Origin of the sequence: Neptunomonas qingdaonensis (assembly GCF_900113275.1) — a bacterium.
Classification (GTDB): Bacteria; Pseudomonadota; Gammaproteobacteria; order Pseudomonadales; family Balneatricaceae; genus Neptunomonas; species Neptunomonas qingdaonensis.
This window is the reverse complement of sequence record NZ_FOOU01000015.1, coordinates 53,389-74,394: the sequence shown is the minus strand read 5'-3', so window position 1 is coordinate 74,394 and position 21,006 is coordinate 53,389. Positions and strand designations below refer to the sequence as shown.

The 21,006-nt window shown below is 45.7% G+C and carries 19 protein-coding genes; 14 read left to right on the top strand and 5 right to left on the bottom strand.

Features of this window, described 5'->3' with window-relative positions; all coding sequences use genetic code 11:
* The first annotated feature begins 104 nt into the window (after window positions 1-104).
* Both BM099_RS17320 and BM099_RS17315 read left to right on the top strand, forming a co-directional pair.
* On the top strand, window positions 105-587 hold the full coding sequence (locus BM099_RS17320; RefSeq protein ID WP_090729866.1) for an Hsp20 family protein: 483 nt from the start codon (window positions 105-107) through the stop codon (window positions 585-587).
* A gap of 215 nt (window positions 588-802) precedes the next feature.
* Window positions 803-1,417: an Hsp20/alpha crystallin family protein gene (locus tag BM099_RS17315; protein ID WP_177201220.1), complete on the top strand. Its 615-nt coding sequence runs from the start codon at window positions 803-805 to the stop codon at window positions 1,415-1,417.
* Window positions 1,418-1,458: 41 nt separating this feature from the next.
* Here the strand turns inward: BM099_RS17315 and BM099_RS17310 are convergent, their stop codons facing one another.
* The gene (locus BM099_RS17310) at window positions 1,459-2,598 is read right to left on the bottom strand and encodes a S1C family serine protease (RefSeq protein ID WP_090729858.1); all 1,140 of its coding nucleotides are present in this window, start codon (window positions 2,596-2,598) and stop codon (window positions 1,459-1,461) included.
* 479 nt (window positions 2,599-3,077) lie between these two features.
* Window positions 3,078-3,335 (bottom strand): DUF6482 family protein, encoded by a 258-nt coding sequence (locus BM099_RS17305; RefSeq protein ID WP_090729848.1) that lies wholly within the window; start codon window positions 3,333-3,335, stop codon window positions 3,078-3,080.
* 464 nt (window positions 3,336-3,799) lie between these two features.
* Between BM099_RS17305 and BM099_RS17300 the strand changes: the two genes are divergently transcribed.
* Entirely contained in the window at window positions 3,800-5,023 is a 1,224-nt protein-coding gene (locus BM099_RS17300) for a hypothetical protein (protein WP_090729847.1), read from the top strand.
* 70 nt (window positions 5,024-5,093) lie between these two features.
* On the opposite strand, the gene BM099_RS17295 is transcribed toward BM099_RS17300, so the two are convergent.
* From BM099_RS17295 to BM099_RS17285, 3 genes are all read right to left on the bottom strand, one after another.
* Window positions 5,094-5,345: a hypothetical protein gene (locus tag BM099_RS17295; protein ID WP_090729843.1), complete on the bottom strand. Its 252-nt coding sequence runs from the start codon at window positions 5,343-5,345 to the stop codon at window positions 5,094-5,096.
* Window positions 5,342-7,174, bottom strand: a complete 1,833-nt coding sequence (locus tag BM099_RS17290; protein WP_090729841.1) for a Na/Pi cotransporter family protein — start codon at window positions 7,172-7,174, stop codon at window positions 5,342-5,344. Before BM099_RS17290 ends, BM099_RS17295 begins: the two co-directional genes overlap by 4 nt.
* A 76-nt stretch (window positions 7,175-7,250) precedes the next feature.
* A complete protein-coding gene (locus BM099_RS17285; protein ID WP_090729839.1) occupies window positions 7,251-8,819 on the bottom strand; it encodes an inorganic phosphate transporter in 1,569 nt (522 codons plus the stop codon).
* 818 nt (window positions 8,820-9,637) lie between these two features.
* Between BM099_RS17285 and BM099_RS17275 the strand changes: the two genes are divergently transcribed.
* The 11 genes from BM099_RS17275 to BM099_RS17225 all read left to right on the top strand — a co-directional run bounded on the left by BM099_RS17275 (window position 9,638) and on the right by BM099_RS17225 (window position 20,988).
* Window positions 9,638-10,384: a FadR/GntR family transcriptional regulator gene (locus tag BM099_RS17275; RefSeq protein WP_090729836.1), complete on the top strand. Its 747-nt coding sequence runs from the start codon at window positions 9,638-9,640 to the stop codon at window positions 10,382-10,384.
* 41 nt (window positions 10,385-10,425) lie between these two features.
* Window positions 10,426-11,655: an ABC transporter substrate-binding protein gene (locus tag BM099_RS17270; RefSeq protein WP_232348826.1), complete on the top strand. Its 1,230-nt coding sequence runs from the start codon at window positions 10,426-10,428 to the stop codon at window positions 11,653-11,655.
* Between the two features lie 62 nt (window positions 11,656-11,717).
* A complete protein-coding gene (locus BM099_RS17265; protein WP_198064033.1) occupies window positions 11,718-12,575 on the top strand; it encodes a branched-chain amino acid ABC transporter permease in 858 nt (285 codons plus the stop codon).
* A gap of 1 nt (window position 12,576) precedes the next feature.
* Complete coding sequence (locus BM099_RS17260; protein ID WP_090729831.1) at window positions 12,577-13,569, top strand: branched-chain amino acid ABC transporter permease; 993 nt, start codon at window positions 12,577-12,579, stop codon at window positions 13,567-13,569.
* A complete protein-coding gene (locus BM099_RS17255) occupies window positions 13,566-14,327 on the top strand; it encodes an ABC transporter ATP-binding protein (RefSeq protein WP_090729829.1) in 762 nt (253 codons plus the stop codon). Before BM099_RS17260 ends, BM099_RS17255 begins: the two co-directional genes overlap by 4 nt.
* On the top strand, window positions 14,320-15,015 hold the full coding sequence (locus BM099_RS17250; RefSeq protein ID WP_090729827.1) for an ABC transporter ATP-binding protein: 696 nt from the start codon (window positions 14,320-14,322) through the stop codon (window positions 15,013-15,015). The genes BM099_RS17255 and BM099_RS17250 overlap by 8 nt, the downstream gene beginning before the upstream one ends.
* Before the next feature lie 15 nt (window positions 15,016-15,030).
* Window positions 15,031-16,302, top strand: coding sequence for a Zn-dependent hydrolase (locus BM099_RS17245; protein WP_090729825.1), 1,272 nt, complete (start codon window positions 15,031-15,033; stop codon window positions 16,300-16,302).
* The gene (locus BM099_RS17240) at window positions 16,295-17,734 is read left to right on the top strand and encodes an amidase (RefSeq protein WP_090729822.1); all 1,440 of its coding nucleotides are present in this window, start codon (window positions 16,295-16,297) and stop codon (window positions 17,732-17,734) included. The genes BM099_RS17245 and BM099_RS17240 overlap by 8 nt, the downstream gene beginning before the upstream one ends.
* A 146-nt stretch (window positions 17,735-17,880) precedes the next feature.
* Window positions 17,881-18,249, top strand: coding sequence for a hypothetical protein (locus BM099_RS17235; protein ID WP_143083797.1), 369 nt, complete (start codon window positions 17,881-17,883; stop codon window positions 18,247-18,249).
* A gap of 370 nt (window positions 18,250-18,619) precedes the next feature.
* Window positions 18,620-19,162, top strand: a complete 543-nt coding sequence (locus BM099_RS17230; RefSeq protein ID WP_232348825.1) for a DUF2760 domain-containing protein — start codon at window positions 18,620-18,622, stop codon at window positions 19,160-19,162.
* Window positions 19,159-20,988, top strand: a complete 1,830-nt coding sequence (locus tag BM099_RS17225) for an Hsp70 family protein (protein ID WP_090729816.1) — start codon at window positions 19,159-19,161, stop codon at window positions 20,986-20,988. Before BM099_RS17230 ends, BM099_RS17225 begins: the two co-directional genes overlap by 4 nt.
* Window positions 20,989-21,006: the final 18 nt, after the last annotated feature.

Below are 21,006 nucleotides of genomic sequence, written 5' to 3'. Positions count from 1 at the left end.
AGTGTGGCGACCCTATTTAAGATTTGTGGCAAGGTTGTCCACTCTGGAAACTTTTCCGACATGATTGTTTATTATTTTAATTCGCTTCTTATGGAGGTCTTATTATGAACTCAATTGATTTAACCCCTCTTTACCGTAGTAGTGTTGGTTTCGATCGCTTAGCGTCTTTGATAGACCATGCATTAGCAAGTGAAACAAATACTAACGGGTATCCCCCATACAATATCGAAATGCTGGATGAAAAGCGCTATGCAATCACACTTGCTGTTGCTGGTTTTTCACAAGAAGAGATCGATATTCAGGTTGAAAAAGGCGTGCTGACAGTACGTGGCAATAAGCCAGAGAAAAATGAAGCTAAGTTTTTGCATCGGGGTATAGCAAATCGGACGTTTGAGCGTAAGTTTAATTTGGCCGATTATGTTGAGGTTACCGGGGCAGATCTTATCAATGGCTTGCTGACCATTAGCCTGGTCAAAGAAATTCCGGAAGCAATGAAGCCTAAGACTATCGCCATTAACACGAATGAGCCAGTATTAGAGCACAATGCAAAGGAGCAAATAGAGGCCAAGGGTACTAAAGCCGCGTAAACGGATTGCGGTGAGCACAAAGCGGTGCTCACCGCTTCTTGCGCTATTTAATCTAAATCTTATTCGAAGAACATTCGGCTAGCTGTATTTCGCAGTCAAAGAGTGATGCTGGCAGGCTGGGCTGGGGCGCAGTCGGTCAATGTTAAGTTCAACAGTCTGCTAGGCAGGGTATCTCGTCAGTAACAATGAAAATTGGTGATCGAGGTAAATTAACGATGAAAGATAAGACTAAGATTCGCATTTTAGCCGCTCTTGTCGGCGTCTGTTTTATGTGTATCGCCGGCTTGAGCTACTACACATGGCATATGAAAAGTAATGCTACTGCTTCGGCGATCAGAATGGATCAGTATGACCCATCAAACTCTCTAACTTTACCTGCTCTACCCGACGCGGGACTTAAAGACTGGAATCCCTGGTTTGACGAGTGGGGTAATGCAGATCAATTTATGGATCTGCAAAAAAGGATGGATGAGATGATGGGGCAAATGCTGCCGGGGGGCTCAATTTTTAGCCAGAGAGGGTTTGGTCTTTCAAGTGCATCACCCGAGGTTAAGTTAAAAGAGTTGAAGGATGCATATGAAGTAGAAGTGATCCTGCCTCAGGGACAAGAGGTCGAGCTTAATACCCATTTAGAAAAAGGCGTTTTAACGATATCAGGAAAAGTAAAAAGTACTGATGAGAGCGTCAATGGTAATACGCTTGGACGGCAAACTTCTATCAGTCAATTCTCCCAGTCGATCACGCTGGTGGAACCTGTGAGAGAAAGCGGTATTAGCATCAATCGAGGGGACGAGATAATCACCGTTAGAGTGCCAAAAAAACACACTTAAAAGTAATGTATGGCAGCACGCCAGCGTGGCGCGTGCTGCCTTTAGCCAGCCTGCAATTTAACGTCAACTTGACGTATATTGTCTTCGCGCTGAATCTGCAACGTGACAACATCACCTACCTTATAATCATCTAGTGCTGATAATAGTTGCGCTACGCTACTGATCTCCCTGCCATTTAAATTTATGATGATATCTCTGGGGAGAATAGCACTGTTCCTTGCCATGACTGCTCCTTTAAGACCCGCTTTATCAGCGGAAGAACCCGGTATAACGTTTAATACGACCACTCCTCGTACGTCCAGTATTTTTGACAAGCGACTATTCAGATTTTCATCTACAGTGATCCCCAAAGAAGGCCTGATGTAACGGCCATTGCGGATCAGCTGCGGAACAATACGCATAATGGTATCGACAGGAACCGAGAAACCAATCCCGGCAGATGCACCCGACGGACTGTATATCATAGTATTAATACCAATGAGCCTTCCAGCTGAATCCAGCAAAGGTCCACCGGAGTTACCAGGATTAATCGCTGCGTCTGTCTGTATAAGGTTGTCAATTGTGACACCGCCAGCCCCTGCATCTAAGCTGCGATCAAGCGCGGATACTATGCCTGTCGTCAATGTCCAGTCGAGGCCAAAAGGGTTGCCAATGGCAAAGACCTTTTGTCCGACTTTCAGGTCGTGACTGGTACCAATAGGAACCGGTGGAGGTCGCTGGAAAGCAACGCCTATTTTGAGAACAGCAATATCATGTTCGGCACTAGCACCTACTAGAGCTGCCTGATAGCTCCTGCCATCAGCCAGCTTTACATTGGCCTGAGATGCACCTTGAATAACGTGATAGTTAGTAATTACATGACCTGCGTCGTTCCAGATAAAGCCAGAACCGCTACCGCGAGGTACTTGAAATATATTACGGGACCATGTGTCTCGTACTAACTGAGCCGTTGTAATAAATACAACAGAATTTCGCGATGATTCAAATAACTCTATGGTGGTCTGCTCATCGGCCGCCATATCTCCACGTGGAGTGATGACTCTTGGAGTACCCTCTTGCGCGCTGAACCACGATTCGACAGCGGGCATGAATTGCCAAAAAAGCATCAAAAACGCAATGCAACTGGTGACAATCAACCATCGGCGGAAAAATCGATCAGGTGAGTTATGCGGATAATTCATAGCAGCTCATGCCTTATAAATTATAGAAAAAATGTATATATCCATGTCAAAACACGACGTATGGTCATTAATGGATAGCGTATTCAATGATATCCGCTATAGCCGGAATTTTCTGCACGCCTGCTAAAAAGTATCCGAAATGACTATCAAGACACCAGCGACGGTTTCCCCTATGGGTGAAAAACTTCTTCACTGACTGACCGATATCAGAACGAGAGGTTGTGACAGGCCACAGAAAGAGGCGTTCATCTCATGTTTCTGCGTCCAACCATCTCTACTGAGGAGGCGTTGGTGTAATAGAGCGTGGTCCTTCAATGCTTGGTTGCTGAACCGTATTGCTTGAACAGGCTGTCAGCCTTTTATAAAAAACTGATCGAGGCCTATCTTACTATCCAAGCGTTCTTTGTAGGTTGAGGAAGCCGAGAACAATGTCACGGCTTGGCCATGCGCCCATACAGCCCGACAGACACGGGGTCGTCTTAGTGATGGATGTTCACCATCTCGTCGTAGACGGTACTCGTTTCCAGGTCGATCGGAACCTCGCAGGAAGACAGCGCCCGTTTCGCTTCTATATAGCTGTGAAAGACCCAGGGTTTGCCGGACTCATCTTGGTTGAGGGTGTGCAGTTCGTTGCCGACAACCGCCTGAGCTGTATAGATATCACCCTCGTTGGACATGATTTTTATGGAAGCGATTTTTCCGTTGTTGAGCTGATTTCTTAACGCGCTTACGTTCATTGCCGTTCTCCACACTGTGAATTGGGTTACATTCATAATTACGTGTGGGCATCGGGATTGGATCATGGGTGGGTAAACATTTTCTCAGCAAGCGCCGACCAGGCTAGAGCTTGAACCAGGTGATCAGCGGTACTGACGACTTAAACATGCTCTGGGTATATGAAACAGGAAGGCGGTGTGGAGCTTACAGGAAGGGGCCGTGGTTAATATCCTGTGCGGGTTAAAAACAACCCGGATGCTGATTCAGCAACCCAACTGCGTTCAAACATCTATATCTATGAAAAATATTCCAATTCTATAACAGATATAGTGTGTTTTTTTCATGTTCCGGGTGGATTTTGCCCCGGTCTCCAACGTGGTTTTTATCTTAAATATTGATAATCAATTAGTTATGCTTTTGGCATTTTTATTGTATGTTTTAAGTAATATTGCCGTATCAGAATCAATAATAAAGGCAGAACACAATGGAGTTACTCGAATCAGCCATGGCATTTGCCGTAGTCATGATGATCTTTTCTACGATTGTCACCGGTATAGTCGAGGCTATCCTCAAAGCTTTTGGCACCAGAGAAGAAGTCCTGAAGAAAACCATTGAAGCGCTTTATGAGAAGGTCGTGTGGCCACGTTTGAGCGCCGGACTTGAACGGGTGAGCCCTCAACAACTGGCGAGCTCTGTTGATGCCGGTATTCTTGCAAAGAGTAAGGCGTGGTTAACCCGTAGCAGCACAAATCACCCTACTCACAAAGAAAAATTTGTTGAGGCTCTGACTGAAAACCCGGTATTCGAGCCTAGCAAAAACCGTTTCAGCGCTGAGCGAAAATCCAAGATCGACTCGCTAAGCTTGTTGGCGTTTGCTGAGCGGCTGGGCAGAACTGACGTGGGTAAAGCGATTGTTGCTGAAGGCGAAGCTCAGGTTGAACTTCTTGTGCAAGACATGGTGCGTAGTTTCGACCGTTTCGGGCGTGCCGCAAGTGAAGTGTTTCGCAAGAAGGCACAACTCACCGCTATCTGCGTGGCTATCCCTTTTGCCTGGTTTGCCAACATTGATGCGTCGCGTTTATTCGTGCAGCTCATCGAAAATCCGTCAATTCGCTCTAGCCTTATTGAGCACGCGGACGAGGAGTATAAACAAAATCAGGCCGCCGTCGTAAGGCTTGATCAGTTGAAAAACGATATAGCAAAATTACAAGCAGAGCCCAGCACATCAGCTCCAACGGGGCCCGCACCTACCTCCGATACGCTCCAGCAACAATTAGACGACATAGCGAAACAGGTAAAAGAAAGTGTGCAAAAGATGGAGTCCCAGGGCCTTGCCATTGGCTGGCAGTATTATCCAATGTGTACCAAGGGCCACAAGGACGATGCCTGCGATGGTCGAGTGGGCTGGATGGGCACCGATGGAAAGGAGCAAGGTTTTTTCGACATAGCATTAACGAGTGAGTTCGGTATTTGGTTGCTCATGTCGAGCTTAGCGGGTGTGCTGATCGGGTTTGGCGGGCCTTTTTGGTTCAAAGTATTTAGCGGTCTTTCCCAGATATTTCAGGTCATGCGCGCACTCAGCTTTGGCGGACGAAAACCTGCGAAAGAGGACCTGCCGCCGCCGGATACTATCGCCGAAAACTCAGCCAAACCTAAGGATGTGCTCGACGCGTTTAAGGTAGCCGTGGCGGTTAACATGAAATCCTAACGGTACTAATATCCATAACAATCTTCCCACTCACCTGAGATGTGGGGAGGCTTCATTACCTGAGTAGCGGTTATATTTCACTCTTGAGTTCTTTTAGTAATTTCAAACCTTTTTTTCGCTGCGCTTTAAGAACTCTAATCTTTTCTTCCAGCCTTTTTTTACATTTTTTATTAGTCTCGTTCTTAACTGTATCTTTTAGCAGATTTTGTTTTATCTTAAGTTTTTTCATAAGACGTTTTAGCGACTCATACCTTGTAATTCGCTCACGCTTGTTCGTATCGACAAAATTTTCTATGGCTTTTAACAGGTCGTTAGTATTCATTTAGTTGCTTCCTCGACATACTCATCTACAACTTCTTTAATTTCGGCCTCATCCAGAGCGACACTATTTTCAGCTGCCTCGTCACTCTTATCTGAAGAGATAAATAATATCCCTCCCATATGAATAAGATTTCGGCAGATATCCTGATAGTAGGCGCTATCATTCATAAGAGAGATCGCCATGGGTGCGCTGATACGGTGCTCGCGAATCAGGCGATCCAGTCGCCCCGTTTTAATAATATCTTTCTCATTGATTTCTACTTTAAGCTGATCAAGCGATAAAATTGTAGCTGACTCATCCTCTCCGGCCCGAATAACTTCCAACTCCTGCAACACGCGACATATTTGTATGCGCATATTGTTATATTCCTGACGAATATCCGAGTTAGCCGAAAGCGTATAGATGTTCAGGTTTTTTTGCAGATGTTTGATACCTTTAATTGTCTCGACCAGATCGCGGCCTACTTCTCTAAGCAGCAAAAGTCTATCCAGATGACCAGGCGCTCCCATTGAGCTCTGAGACTGGCTGATAAATTCGACGATGTCTGCATAAATAGACTTGATGCGTCTGACGTATATATCATCAATATTTTGCTGCAAAATGATATTACTAGAGTTATTAATGATATCGTCAATTTTACTATCTGCAGCAAGCACACTTCTGTTTAAGCTTAACCCGCGAATAATGGTATCAACCGATAAATCATAAAGGCGTACTGTCTCTTTTCTAACAGCTTCTATGGCGGCGGCAGGAATCTCTGCTGATGCAGAAGATAGATAGCGGGCTTTTTCGACCTGAGGGGCCTTCGTCGGCATGACACGCACAAGAAAAGAAACCAACTTCCCTGTGAGTGGCACCATAATAATAACACCAGTGACATTAAAAATAGTGTGAAACACGGCAAGTTTGAGAGTGTAGTCATCTTCAGCTATCCCTATCGTAGTGGACACCATATCCACCAACCCGATAACCGGATTCATCGCCAGCATGAAAACAATACCCGCCGTTACCTTGAAGAGCACATCTGATAGCGCGAGTCGTTTACCGTCAGTATTGGATGTCAGCGAGCCCAACACGGCAGTGATGGTGGTACCGACATTGGCACCGATGACCAAGGCGAGTGCATTGCCATAGGTTACCTGATGGACGGAAAGTGCGGTAATCACCAGTACCAAGGTGGCATGACTAGACTGCATGACAATAGTCGCCAGGATACCTATCAGCGTAAATACCAGCACTCCGGCAAAACCTTCGAGGGCATAATCAGTCAGGCTGATTTGATTCTGAAAGGCCTCAAAGCCCTCAAAGCCCTCTTTCATATAATGGATGCCGAGGAAAAGAAAGCCAAGTCCGGCCAGGATGTAGCCAAAGCCTTTAAGAAATTTTGATTTTTGGAAGATAAAAATGACACCAAATACCAGCATCGGCATTGCATAAGCAGAAATTTTTACCTTCAGACCAAAACCTGCAATCAGCCAAGCACCTGTGGTACTCCCCACATTGGCGCCAAAAATAATACCCATCCCCTCAACCAACCCGATAAGGCCGGCGCTGAGAAAAGAGATAGTAATCACAGACACCAATGAACTGGACTGCATTACGGTTGCCGCGGTAAAACCAAACGTCAGGCTTTTCCACATTTTATTAGTACTTTTACGCAGAGTCCTTTCAAGGGCGCCACCGGCGAATGCATTAAAGCCCTGTTCAAGTGCCAACATTCCAAACAGAAAAATGGCTACACCCGCCGTAATTACCTTAAAGTCTGGGCTAACCCAAAACCCGTAAGTTAATACTAAAAAAATAGTAGGTAAAAATATTTTTTTAATCATGCAAACCTATTAAGTAAAATTATCTGCCTTACATACAACATGGCTTGTTATTAACACAGGTTCTAGAAAGCTATATCTATGGCAGCATCATGCCTCTGATAGTAAAGTAAATAATTGCCGCCATCGCGGCAGATGCCGGTACCGTAATGACCCAGGCGGCTGCAATTTTTAGCAGTGCTGAGCGCTTTACTAATTCATTTTTGTAGACTTTACGTAGTTTTTTTCGTTCGGGTTTAGATAAATGTTCTTTATTGGAGCTTTTCTTTAGCTGCTTTAACATCTCTCCTTTTGTCTTAATGGATGCTTTTCCAAATTCAGACAAATAAGCTTGCACTTCTATGGGGTTATTATTTTCATGATGATGCATAATTTCTAAAGTCATTTCAGTGTAGCTGGCTTTTAAAAATTCACGTAAAAAACCAACACCAAAGATACCGCCTACGGCAATATGAGTAGAGCTAACGGGTAACCCAAGTTGCGAAGCAATAATCACCGTAATGGCTGCTGCCATGGCAATACAAAAAGCGCGCATTTTATCCAATTCAGTGATTTCACTACCCACAGTACGAATGAGTTTTGGCCCATATAGCGCCAAGCCGATCGCAATGCCTACAGCACCAATCAACATAACCCAGAGTGGAATAGAAGCTTTTGATGTATGCCCGCCACTCAAAACAGCATCATTAATTGCCGCCAATGGTCCGACTGCATTGGCAACATCATTTCCGCCATGGGCGAAACTGAGTAGAGCAGCAGCAAAGATTAAGGGCACTGTAAACAAGCTGTTAACACTATCCTTGTCATTGTTGAGACTATTTGCAGCGCGATGAACAAGTGGACGTACCAGGAAATAAACTGCCGCAGCTACAACAGCCCCTACCAATAAAGCGGTTATCAAGTCCACCTTCCAGATATTTTTAAACCCTTTCATCAACAAGTAAGTACTAAATGCCCAGGCCATAAACAGAATCAATAATGGCACCATGCGCTTGGCTGCCAAAATCATATCGTCTTGATAGGTAATAGTGCGCTTAATTAAGAAGAGAAATGAGGCAGCAATTATCCCGCCAAGAACGGGTGATATAACCCAGCTCGCAGCAATACTGCCAAGCTGTGGCCAATTGGCGATCCCCCATCCGCCAGCAGCAATACCTGCCCCTAATATACCACCCACGATAGAGTGAGTGGTTGAAACCGGAGCACCTGCAACGGTTGCTAAGTTTAACCAAATAGCACCTGCTAACAGCGCAGCCATCATTAACCAGATAAAAGTTTGACTGCTGGGTATCAGAGAAGGATCAATGATGCCTTTCTTGATTGTGCTTACCACATCACCACCGGCAATCAAGGCGCCACTGGCTTCAAATATAATGGCAATTATAATGGCGCCCGTCATTGTTAATGCGTTTGACCCTACCGCAGGCCCGACATTGTTAGCCACATCATTGGCGCCAATATTCATCGCCATATATCCGCCGATCATAGCGGCAACCACCAGCATTATATGGTCTGGACTATCCATTCCCACACGGCTTGTGTACAGCATGATACCGACAATAAAAAGCAACGCCGTACCACTGCGAAAAAGCTCTTTACGCCCATGAGCAGAGGCCGCTTCTAAATGATGAAGATTATTAATATCCATAAAATCGTTACCTGTTTAAGAGTTACCGTTGCAACAAGTCAATACAGCTCGTTCTTGTTCATTATTAATGCCTGAACGATTTTTATTACTCAGATCTTATCGATTCAAACACGCTTATATACACACTGACATTGCCTTTTGGGCTTACTTGAGACGTTAGCGGTCTTAGCGCCTTCTATCAATGATTTGGGTCGCTGTTTTGTCGAAATTAGTACCAATATAAATGAGCCATAGGTTGTTGGCCTGCAGTTTCTTACTTTTCTCCCTGATGGGCGGTGAGATATACCTCCAATTCCCCGTATATGAGAAGAAAAACTCCTCATCTCTTTTGGGATCCTTCACGTGAATAGGGTGCAAATTCATATCGCCAGCAATAGCTGATCTGTTTTTGATCCGTGATTAGCGAGGGGTGTGGATATTTCCCAGAGAATCAGTGACGTTTGCGTGATTCAGGTGCGGACATTTCCCTTTAAAGGAATATAGGTGGCCTCATGTTGGTGCGATTTTGGCTTGCGCGCAGTCGACAGAGTCAGCCTTTATCTATCGTCATTAGTTGATGAACTTCCTGAAAAATATTTTTTTGAATGAGTATTAAAAAATATTAATTATTAATTTTTATATTAAAATCAATTGGTTAGTATCGTTATTTTTGTTTTTTAGTAACCTTGGGTTATATTTTTACATATAAAAAACACCATTTATTAACACTAAAGTCAGGATTTGGCAGACAATTTGCTTATCTGCTATCAAAGGCAATTAATCATAATTATTTACATTAAATATCGATCATTTTGCCAATGTGTTTTTTTGGAGCTGAAATGTTATCTGAATTCAAGAATAAAACTAAGCGCAAGCTATCGGACCTGATTGTTGACGAAGTAAAGCGCCTGATTATGTCTGAAGAGCTCAAACCCGGAGATCGCTTACCCAGTGAAAAAGATTTAATTGAGCAGTACGGGGTATCAAAAGGCACTGTTCGCGAAGCGTTCAAAGCTTTGGAAGTTGAAGGGTTAATAAAAACCAGACCAGGCCCCGGTGGGGGAGCGTGGCTTACAGAAGTAGGAACAGAGCCCGCCAGCAAGGCTTTGCGAAATTACTTATATTTTCGGCATATTAGTGCCGAACAACTGTACCAGACGCGCAAGCTGATTGAAGTTGAGTTAGCAGTATCTGTAGTAGGGCATTTAACTGAAGAAGAACTTTTACTTCTGAGGAAGTACACCGATCAGTGCAGCGAAAAACCTACCACAGAAGAGGAGCAACGGCTGCAGAAAATAGCTGAATTAGAGTTTCATAATGTGCTGGCTGATGCCTCACCTAATCCTATTCTGAGTTTTTTTGGTCGCTTCCTAAATGAATCATTAAGAGATCTGGTTGTACTAAAAAAAGCTTATTTAATTGATTACTACGCTTTCACTAAATCAAATGTCGATTATCACTACGCACTCATTAACGCTTATGAAAAACAAGATAAAGAACAGGTGCGAACTCTGATGGCGGAGCACATGTGTGAAGCGGAGGTGCACTTTGTTGCACTTGACGGAGAAATTTCGAAAAAAATGTAGGGTACCTCAAATATAACTTATCACTCACAAAGTGAAGCCTGATGGCGAGCATTAAAATCTCAAAAGGAAGCAAAAAAATGATTAATAAATATTTGAAACATACTGCGTTAGCATTCTCGATAACAGCTGCATCTTGCGTTGCAATGGCGCAAGAGGACGCGGTGACTATTTATGGCGTTAAATCCCTTTCGGGAAGCTTCGCTAGTTACGGTAAGTATGCTGATATGGGGTCGAAATTAGCGGTTGAGCAGTATGGACAGGTACTTGGAAAAACACCAAGTTATAAAGCTATAGATACAGAAGGTAATGCAGGCAAAGCGCTCCGCAAGGTACAGGAGGCGATTAGTCAAAATTCTGCGAAGTTTTTCGATGGAGGCACGCTATCATCAACTTCTTTAGCTATAGGTAAAGAGGTTCATAAATCAGGTGGTGTCTTTATTACCCCAGCAGGCGCTGATGAACTAACCGGTGTAGATTGTAATGCATCTACATTCCGTTGGTCGGTGCCGACATATGGCGCAATCAGAGAGACGGTAATTCCTTTATTAAAAGAGCATCCAGAAAAGAAACGCTGGTATACGATTACCCCTCAATATGTTTTTGGCGAAGCATTGCTGTCAAATGCTAAAACTGTGTTTGACGAACTTGGTATAGAACACGTAGGTAATAGCTATCACTCTCTGCAAGAGCAAGAGTTTTCAGGCTACGTTACGAATGCGATGGCAGCACAACCCGACGTTCTTTTACTACTGAATTTCGGTTCTCAATCCTCTAATGCCTTACGACAGGCGATTAACTTTGGGTTGAAAAATCAAATGACCATCCTACTCACATGGTCGTCTGGTTTAGATCAGTTCCAAGAATTAGGGGCAGATATAACAGAGAATGTTTACTTTGGCGCACAGTATTGGCATAGCGTTGATACACCACTGAATAACAAGCTTGTCAAAGAAGTAAAAGAAGCATATGGCATTACCCCTAATTACCCACTAGCTGCGGATTATATCAGCACTAAACTGCTCCTCGATGCGATCGTTGAAGCCGGAACAACGACCCCTGGTGACGTTATTAAAGCGTTGGAAGGTAAGTCTTATGAAGGTCCAACGGGCACCGAGACTGTTCGGGCGGCCGATCACCAGGTCCTGAAAAATTATTACTTATTAAAAGGTAAGTCCGCTTCAGAAATGAAGAATGCAGACGATTTTGCAGAAATCGTGAGCTACGGTAAATCCTTCCCGGATGAATCATCTCTTGAATGTAAAGGCATGTAAAAACAATTTGCGCCACTCGCGTTAATAGTGATGTGGCGCTTCATTCTTGTCAGAGGTGAATTATGAATCTGTATCTATTTCAGGTAGTGAATGGGATAGGGCTTGGAATGATTTATTTCCTCATATCTGTGGGGCTTTCAATCATTTTTGGGCTACTTAACTTTGTGAATTTTGCTCATGGAGCGTTTTATCTTCTAGGGGCATATCTAAGTTATACGGCAGTCAGCATTACGGGAAACTATTGGCTGGCTCTTATCGTTGCGCCTCTATGTATCGCCTTTTTTGCATGGGTATGCGAAAGAACATTGATAAAAAGGGTCTACCACCTGCCTCATACGTACCAAATTTTAGTGACATTAGGTGTTGCCTTAATCATTCAAGAAGTTTGTATTTCTATTTGGGGGCCTATCGGGAAAAGCATTTCTCCACCTGATTCACTTAAAGGCGTTTTACAAATAGGTGATTTTTACTACCCGCAATATCGGCTATTTGTGATTGCTTTTGCGGCCGTGGTTGCTCTTCTTGTTTGGTTGCTACTGGATAAAACTAAATTTGGTGCGCTTGTTCGTGCCGGTAGTGAAGACGCCGAGACAGTTTCCTTACTCGGAACACATACTCATCGCCTGTTTTCTATCACGTTTGCATTGGGTGTGGGTCTTGCCGGCCTTGCGGGTGTTCTCGCCGCGCCCATAAAAGGCATTCACCCATTTGTTGGCCCGGAAGTACTTGGGATTGCGTTTGTTGTTGTTGTGATAGGAGGCATGGGGTCTTTTACGGGGGCGTTGGTCGGCGGTCTGATCGTGGGGATCGTTCAAAGTGTAATGAGCACACTGTGGCCACAGGGTGCCAGTTTGATGATTTATGGAGCGATGGCGTTTGTCATTCTATTGCGACCATACGGATTATTCGGGAGAGCATAAGATGAATAAATCAACTTCTATATTCGGAGGAGTAACAATAATTGCCTTGGCACTTATTGTGTTGATGCCGATATTGCTACCTTCCGTTACCCTTGCAACGGAAATACTTATATTTGCTTTGGCTGCATTGGCTTGTAACTTACTTTTGGGTTACACAGGCCTCTTATCATTCGGACAGGGTATCTTTTTTGGTGGTGGGGCCTATAGCGCATCATTAGTCATGCTTCATCTTGATTTTGGGCTGATTAGTGCGTTAATCACAGCCATCCTGGTGGGCGCCTCACTCGCTTTAATCGTCGGCGCGTTAGCTATACGAAGAACGGGTATTTACTTTGTAATGCTGACGCTTTCTTTTTCTCAAATGGCATACTTCCTCGCTTACACCTTTAGTGACTGGACAGGTGGAGACAACGGTTTATTGGATGTTCCTCGACCTGCCTTAACACTTTTCGGAATAACCATCAGCGATCTACAAAGCAGTGAAGCATTCTATATTTTTGTGGCAGCAGTCTTTGCAATTGTCTTCGTGTTTGCGCGAAGAGTTATCCATTCTCCTTTTGGAACAACACTGGTCGCTATCAGAGAAAACGAGGGGCGGTCATCGGCTGTAGGGTTTTCCACAAACCATTTTAAGCTGGTCGCTTTCGTTATTTCCGGTGCGATAACGGGCCTTGCCGGAGCGCTCTACGCGATGCTTTTAAACTTCGCGCCTCTCTCAAATGTTGAGCTACTGATGTCAGAAAACATCTTGATTATGACAATTATTGGGGGGACTGGCTCGTTAATTGGTTCAATTTTTGGCGCTGGAGCAATCGTGATGATGGGTGATCTTCTCTCATCTATCTGGCCTAGATGGATGATGATTTTAGGTGCTGCACTTATCGCTGTTGTCCTATTTCTTCCGGGCGGATTATGGGGGGGAATTATCTCCTTAACGTCCAAATTGTCGTCGATAAAAGTTAAGAAAAATCTCACCTCCGAGGTGACAAAATGAGCTCAAATTATCTATTAGAAACGTCTGGTTTAGGCTTGGATTATGGCGCATTCTCCGCTGTTGGGCATGTCGACTTAAAAATAAAAAAAGGCTCCATTCATACCGTGATTGGTCCAAACGGCGCAGGGAAAACCTCTTTATTTCACTGCTTAACCGGTGAAAGAAAACCGACCCGCGGAAGTATCCACTTTAACGGTGAGAACCTGACATATTTAGCGGCGCATAAGCGAGTTTCTAAGGGCATGTCTCGTTCGTTTCAGGTCACGAGCCTCTTTCAGACTTTAAGCGTACGCGAGAATCTAAGAATAGCGGCGCAAGGTCGGGGCGGTCTGAATGCATTAAAGTTTTGGGTGCCCGAAACAGCTGACAAAACGAATATTGCGAAGGCGAATGAAGTTTTAGAAAAAATTCAACTAGCGGCGTTTGCTGACAAACAAGCTGGTGAACTATCACACGGACAACAGCGAGTGCTTGAAGTGGGTATGGCATTGTGCGGGTCTCCATCACTGCTTTTACTTGATGAGCCTACCTCAGGGATGGGAGTAGATGATATTCCGATAATGACGAACTTGATTTCGGAACTTGGAAAAGACCATACCGTGATGCTCATTGAGCACAATATGAGACTGGTCATGTCAATCTCCGATCGAATCACCGTGATGCACCAAGGAAACATATTAATCGAAGGCTCTCCTGAAGAAGTGAAAGGTGATGAGCAGGTTAAGAAAGCATACTTAGGAGAAAGTGGCAGTGAGTAGATTAGTTATCAATAACCTGCATTCTTATTATGGTAAAAGCCATATTTTGCACGGAATTAACCTGGCTGTTGAATCCGGAGAAATTGTAACTTTATTGGGGCGCAACGGAGCGGGTAAAACGACGACGCTTAAGACGATTGTCAGCATCGTCAAAGCGCAACAAGGGTCCGTCTTATTAGACGACGAAAATCTTGTAGGAAAGGAAATATTCGAGATAGCTCGTCGGGGTATCGCTTTAGTACCAGAACATCGTGGCATCTTCGGCATTCTTTCGGTTGAAGAAAATCTGATGATTGCCATCAACAAAAAAAGCCCTTGGGCTCTTGAAGATATTTATCAAATGTTCCCACGTTTAAAGGAGCGAAGAAAGAACGGTGGCAACGCCCTGTCTGGTGGTGAACAACAAATGCTCGCAATCGCGCGAGCACTGGTAAATAACCCGAAGTTTCTTCTCCTTGATGAGCCAACAGAAGGTCTGGCACCCGTCATCGTTGATGAGATTGTACGAATTTTGGATCGGATTCGTGCAGCTGGAGTGGGTGTGCTACTCGTCGAACAAAACCTATCGGTATGCGAGAAGCTTGCAGACAAACATTATGTGATTGAGCTTGGTGAAATCGTTTACCAGGGCACTCAAACCGAATTTAGCAAACAAGACGACATCAAGAACCGGTATCTTGCTGTTTAGTAGAGGGAACCTATCATGAAAACAACTGAGTTATTACCGAGTATCGGACAGATCACAGTAAATACCGAACGTCTTTGGGACTGCCTGATGACCCATGGTCAAATCGGACATACTTCTAAAGGTGGTTTAAACCGTTTGGCGTTAACCGAGTTAGATAAACAAGGGCGTGACCTATTTAAAACCTGGTGTGAAGAAGCTGGTTGCAACGTATCTGTCGATGAAATAGGTAATATTTTTGCCAGAAGACCCGGGTTAAATAATGATTTGCCTCCCATCATGACCGGGTCCCATATAGACACTCAGCCAACCGGCGGCAAATTTGATGGATGCTTTGGGGTTATGGCGGGTTTAGAAGCGATCCGCACGCTAAATGACCTTAAGATTCAGACGCTGGCTCCAATCGAAATCGTGGCATGGACGAATGAAGAAGGTTCGCGGTTTCCGCCCTGTATGATGGGTTCTGGTGTATTCACTGGTAAGTTCTCACTAAAAGAAGCACTGACGACAAAAGATGATGCGGGCATCTCAGTACAAGAAGCGTTGAATGCAATTGGTTACACCGGAAATAAAAGTCATATTGGTCATAAAGCTGCCGCGTACTATGAAGCTCACATTGAGCAAGGCCCTGTATTAGAAGATGAGTGCAAGCAAGTTGGCGTTGTTATTGGTGCTCTTGGCCAAAAGTGGTTTGATATTGAGATCACAGGTGTAGAAGCCCACGCTGGACCAACGCCGATGCATCTTCGAAAAGATGCCTCTCTTGCGGGCGCAGAAATAATTCAGTTTATAAATGAACTAGCGGTAAAAAACACACCTCATGGGCGCGGAACCGTTGGCTGTTTCGACGTTTTCCCGGGTTCGCGAAATGTTATACCTGGTCGAGTTAAAATGACCGCAGATCTTCGCCACCTGGAGTCCGATGTTCTTGAAACCATGGTTAAAGACTTGCACAGTAAAATCAATTCTCTTGATCAAAAGTACGGCGTTCAAACAATCATCACCCCTACAGCAGATTTCCCTCCGATAGCGTTTGATTCCAGCTGCGTTAACAACGTCAGAGAGGCCGCTTCCAGATTAGGGTATCCGAATATGGATGTTGTTAGTGGCGCGGGGCACGATGCAATCTTTATGGCAGACGTTACTTCTGCGGGAATGATTTTTGTCCCTTGCGAGGGAGGGATTAGTCACAATGAGCTAGAAAGGGCTAACGCTGAAGACCTTGGAGCAGGGGCATCTGTTCTACTTAACGTTTTACTCTTGTCTGCGGGGGTAGCAGAACATGATTAAAGCGCATAAAACTAACATCGCAGATATGACAGCCGTCGAACTTTGCCAACTCTTTAAAACCAAAGAGCTTTCTCCTGTAGAAGCGACCCAAGCTTCGCTGCAGCGAATTGCCAAATACAACCCATCAATCAATGCATACTGCTTTGTTGCTGAGGAGGATGCGATTAAAGCGGCAAAAGAGTCGGAAGCGCGTTGGTTCAAAGGCGAACCCCTGAGTAAAATTGATGGCGTGGCAAGCTCGATCAAGGATTTAACGCTGGTGGCGGGGTGGCCTCACCGCAGCGGCTCACTTACCAGTTCAGAAGACTTAGCTAATGTTGATGCTCCATTTTCACAAAAGATGCGGCAAGCAGGGGCTGTAATACTGGGTAAAACGACAACACCAGAGTTCGGTTGGAAGGGCGTTACCGATAGCCCTCTCACCGGTGTTACAAGAAACCCGTGGAATACAACACTTACATCCGGAGGCTCTTCCGGCGGAGCTGCAGCTGCCGCCGCGTTAAATATGGGAGTATTGCATCAAGCCAGTGATGCCGGAGGATCTATTAGAATCCCCGCTTCTTTTTGCGGTGTGTTTGGTATAAAACCCACTTTTGGTTTTATACCTCAGTGGCCGGCAAGTGCAATGACGACTCTTTCTCATCTCGGGCCAATTAGCAGGACGGTGCAAGATAGTTTGTTGATGATGGATGTTATAGCAAAGCCAGATTTGCGGGATTGGTACTCAACTCGTATTTTCAACGCTAGTTGGAGTGATCAAAAAAGCCTCCCTCTTAAGGGCCTGAAAATAGCCTACAGCCCGACCCTTGGATATGTCGATGTAGATGCTGGCGTTCTCAAGCTTGTAGACTGTGCCGTGAATGCTCTTAAAGAGATGGGTGCAGAAGTTGATCTTATCGATCCTGGCTTTAATGACCCTATCGATACGTTTTCAACCCTTTGGTTTGCGGGGGCAGCGAAAGTTGTTTCGAATTTCAACGAACAACAACGTGGCCTTCTTGACCCAGGCTTTCTCCAAATAGGAATCGAAGGAAGCAAAATTGATATTGTGGATTATATGAAGGCGGCTGATCAAAGAGCAGAGTTAGGGCGCACTATGCAGGAGTTTCATTCGACATACGATATTTTAATTACACCTACACTGCCGCGGACTGCCTTTAACGCGGGTCAAAATACAGAGACGGCTGATCAAGAGCATTGGACGGATTGGACGCCTTTCTCTTACCCGTTTAATCTTACTCAGCAACCGGCATTGTCTATATCTTGTGGGCTGCTGGACGGTTTGCCTGTTGGGCTTCAAGTCGTAGCTGATAGGGGGGATGATTTACTGGCTATTAGTATTGCAAAGTACATTGAGGATTTGATTCCAGTTGGGTTTTTGGATGCCCCTCGACATGGTACGGATGATTTAACTCGCGCTGCGCTGGATTAGCATGTGCACAAAAAATTAATTTCTATATATTCCTTATTTTTTAGATGGTTATGATAAATACAGCGATCAGTAAAAAAATAATTGTTGCGTTGCAGCATTGGGCGATATACCATCGCTTTATCAACTACTCTTCTATAAGGATATAAATGATGTTTAATAATATGCCTACTACTGACTTCTCTGCTTTTGGCGCTCCAGTACAGAAGCTGATCGAACTAAACACAGCCACCTTTACTAAGGCATTCGAGCTGCAGAAAGCGACTGCTGAGAAGCAAGTTGCTCAAGCACAAGCTGATTTTAAAGCCCTTTCAGAAATTAAAGACGTTGAAGCACTCACTTCCTTCTTTACTGCTAAAACTGAAGAAGCTAAAGCCAACTTTGAAGCGCTACAGACTGAAGCTAAAGCATCTGTAGAAAGCACTCAGGCTTACTTTGCTGAAGTTCAGGCTATCCTGACTGAAAGCAAAGACGCTGTAGCTCCAGCTGTTAAAGCGCTTGCCAAAAAAACTGCTTAATTTAAGCTGGTTTTAAAAAAAACTCCCATCAGAAATGATGGGGGTTTTTTTGTGTCTGTATGAAACCCAGATAGAGTCAAAGACGTAAAATCGTGTGTATATTCGTCAGCCAGAAATGCCAATTACCAGAGGTGTGGGGATGGTTCACACTACGACTGATCTGATCTTGCAATTTTGGCGCTGCAGCAACACAATGTTGCAATGCAATAAGAAAAGCTGAATTACCGCGACAGCAAGCCGTTTTTTCCAGTGGTTTAGCGGCTGGGCGGTATCGGCCGTTAGTTTGCGGATTTTGTATTTTATGTGACAAACTCTCACGATTATAACTGTCAACAAAGGAAGACAACCCACAATGTCCATCGAATTTAGTTTGATACCCGTAGCCTTTGACGCGCTGCACCTGCTTTTGCTGGTACTCGCTCTGTTATTATTTGTTAGTCTGATGAGAAAGCCTGCCGATGTTAATGCCAAGCCAGCAGAGCAGCCTTCAGCCCCCGTCGAGCCAGCGGCCACTCCCTCCGTTTTAAAAGACACCACACCTGAATCTGCCCTGCAACTGCTGTCTCTACTGCAGCAGGACGCGCGCTTTCTAGATTTCGTCCACGAAGACCTCAGCAGTTACTCGGATGCGGATATCGGCGCCGCCGCGCGGGTGGTGCATGAAGGCAGCAAAAAAACAATCGCGGGCTACTTTACCCTGTCACCGATTCGAACCGAGGAAGAAGAGTCCCGACTCACACTGGAGTCTGGATTTGATGCTTCCCAGGTCCGACTGACGGGCAATGTCGTCGGTTCAGCACCGTTCACCGGTACTCTGGTGCATCGCGGTTGGAAAGCCACACAGGTGCGATTGCCACAACTGGCAAAAGGCCATGACGTACGAATCTTAGCACCGGCAGAGGTCGAGTTATGAGTGATACAGAGCAGAACGCGCGTTATGCGGTAGGTATCGACTTGGGCACCACCCATTGTGTGTTGTCTTACGTTGAACTCGGCGCCGAAGAGGGCACGCCTCCTGAGATTGTAACTATTCCTCAGTTGACTCAACCCGGTGCCGTAGAAGCACAAACTCAGCTTCCGTCATTTATCTATCAGCCCCACGATCAGGAGCTCAATAGCGCGGATTTGGCGCTTCCCTGGAGCGAGAATCCGGCGTCCCTCGTTGGTGAACTGGCGCGCAATCTGGGCAGTAAAACGCCGATGCGACTTGTCTCCAGTGCCAAGAGCTGGCTATGCAACGCCGGGATCGACCGGCATGAAGCATTTTTGCCGCTCAATAGTCCGGAAGAGGTCGTTAAAGTGTCACCTCTGGGCGCTTCAATCACATTTTTGGAGCACCTGCGGGAGGCATGGAATCACCGCTTTCCCGATGCCCCTCTGAAGGATCAGGAGGTTATCCTCACGGTACCTGCGTCTTTTGATCCAGGGGCGCGCGAGTTAACCGCCGAAGCGGCTCGGGTCGCGGGAATTCAACATCTTACTTTGCTTGAAGAACCACAAGCGGCAGTCTATAGCTGGCTGCAAACCTGCGGTGACGACTGGCGTCAACAGGTCACTGTTGGCGATATCATTCTGGTAGTGGATATTGGCGGCGGTACCACGGATCTGTCGCTCATCGCGGTCAGCGAGAGTGACGGTAATCTCGTGTTGGACCGAATTGCTGTCGGTGAGCATATTCTGCTCGGTGGCGACAACATGGATCTGGCCCTGGCCTATCGGATAAAAGCAAAGCTTGCCCAAGAGGGTAAGAGTCTGCAGCCTTGGCAAATATTGGGGATTACACATGGTTGTCGCGAAGCAAAGGAACAGCTGTTGGCTGATCCAACGTTAGACGCAGTACCGGTTGTTGTTCCCAGCCGCGGTTCTAAGTTGATCGGCGGAACCCTGAGTACCGAACTGACTCGCAGCGAAGTGACGGAAACGTTGATTGAAGGTTTCTTTCCACTGGTAGATATCGACGCACACCCGGCGCATCAATCCCGCGGTGCACTCAACCAACTAGGTCTGCCTTATGCGAAGGACCCGGCTATGTCGCGTCATCTGGCGGCCTTCCTGAGCCGACAGAAAGGTGCAGCCGACGAGCTCTTGGGGCCGTCCGAAGGGAGTTTTATCCAGCCCTCTGCGATTCTGTTGAACGGTGGTGTATTTAAGGCGCCGCAGCTATCCGAGCGAACACTGGCATTGATCAACCATTGGCTGAACGCTGCCGGGGCCGAAAATGCCCGCTTGTTGCAGGGAATTGACCTGGATCTCGCCGTCGCGCGCGGCGCGGCTTACTACGGTCAGGTGCGTCAAGGTCAGGGCGTACGTATTCGTGGCGGTACTGCGAGTGCTTATTACATTGGTATCGAAAGCTCCATGCCAGCCATTCCGGGAATAGAAGCCCCTCTTGAAGCACTCTGTATCGCACCGTTTGGCATGGAAGAGGGTACAGAAGTGGCGTTGCAGGACAGTGAGTTCGGGCTTGTTGTCGGTGAGACAGTACGCTTTAATTTCTTTGCTTCGACCACCCGACGCGATGACGAGGCAGGCAGCCAGTTAGATTATTGGGAGCCGGAGGAGTTGGATGAGCTACCGGAAATTCAGACCCACTTGTCCACCGAAGGCCGTAAATCGGGGGACGTTGTGCCGGTACGCTTAGTGAGCCGGATAACGGAAGTGGGCACCCTGTGCCTGGAAGCCGTGACTCTGGATGGCAGCCAGCGCTGGCAAGTGGAATTGAATGTTCGCGAGGCCTAGAGATATTGTAGCTTGTAC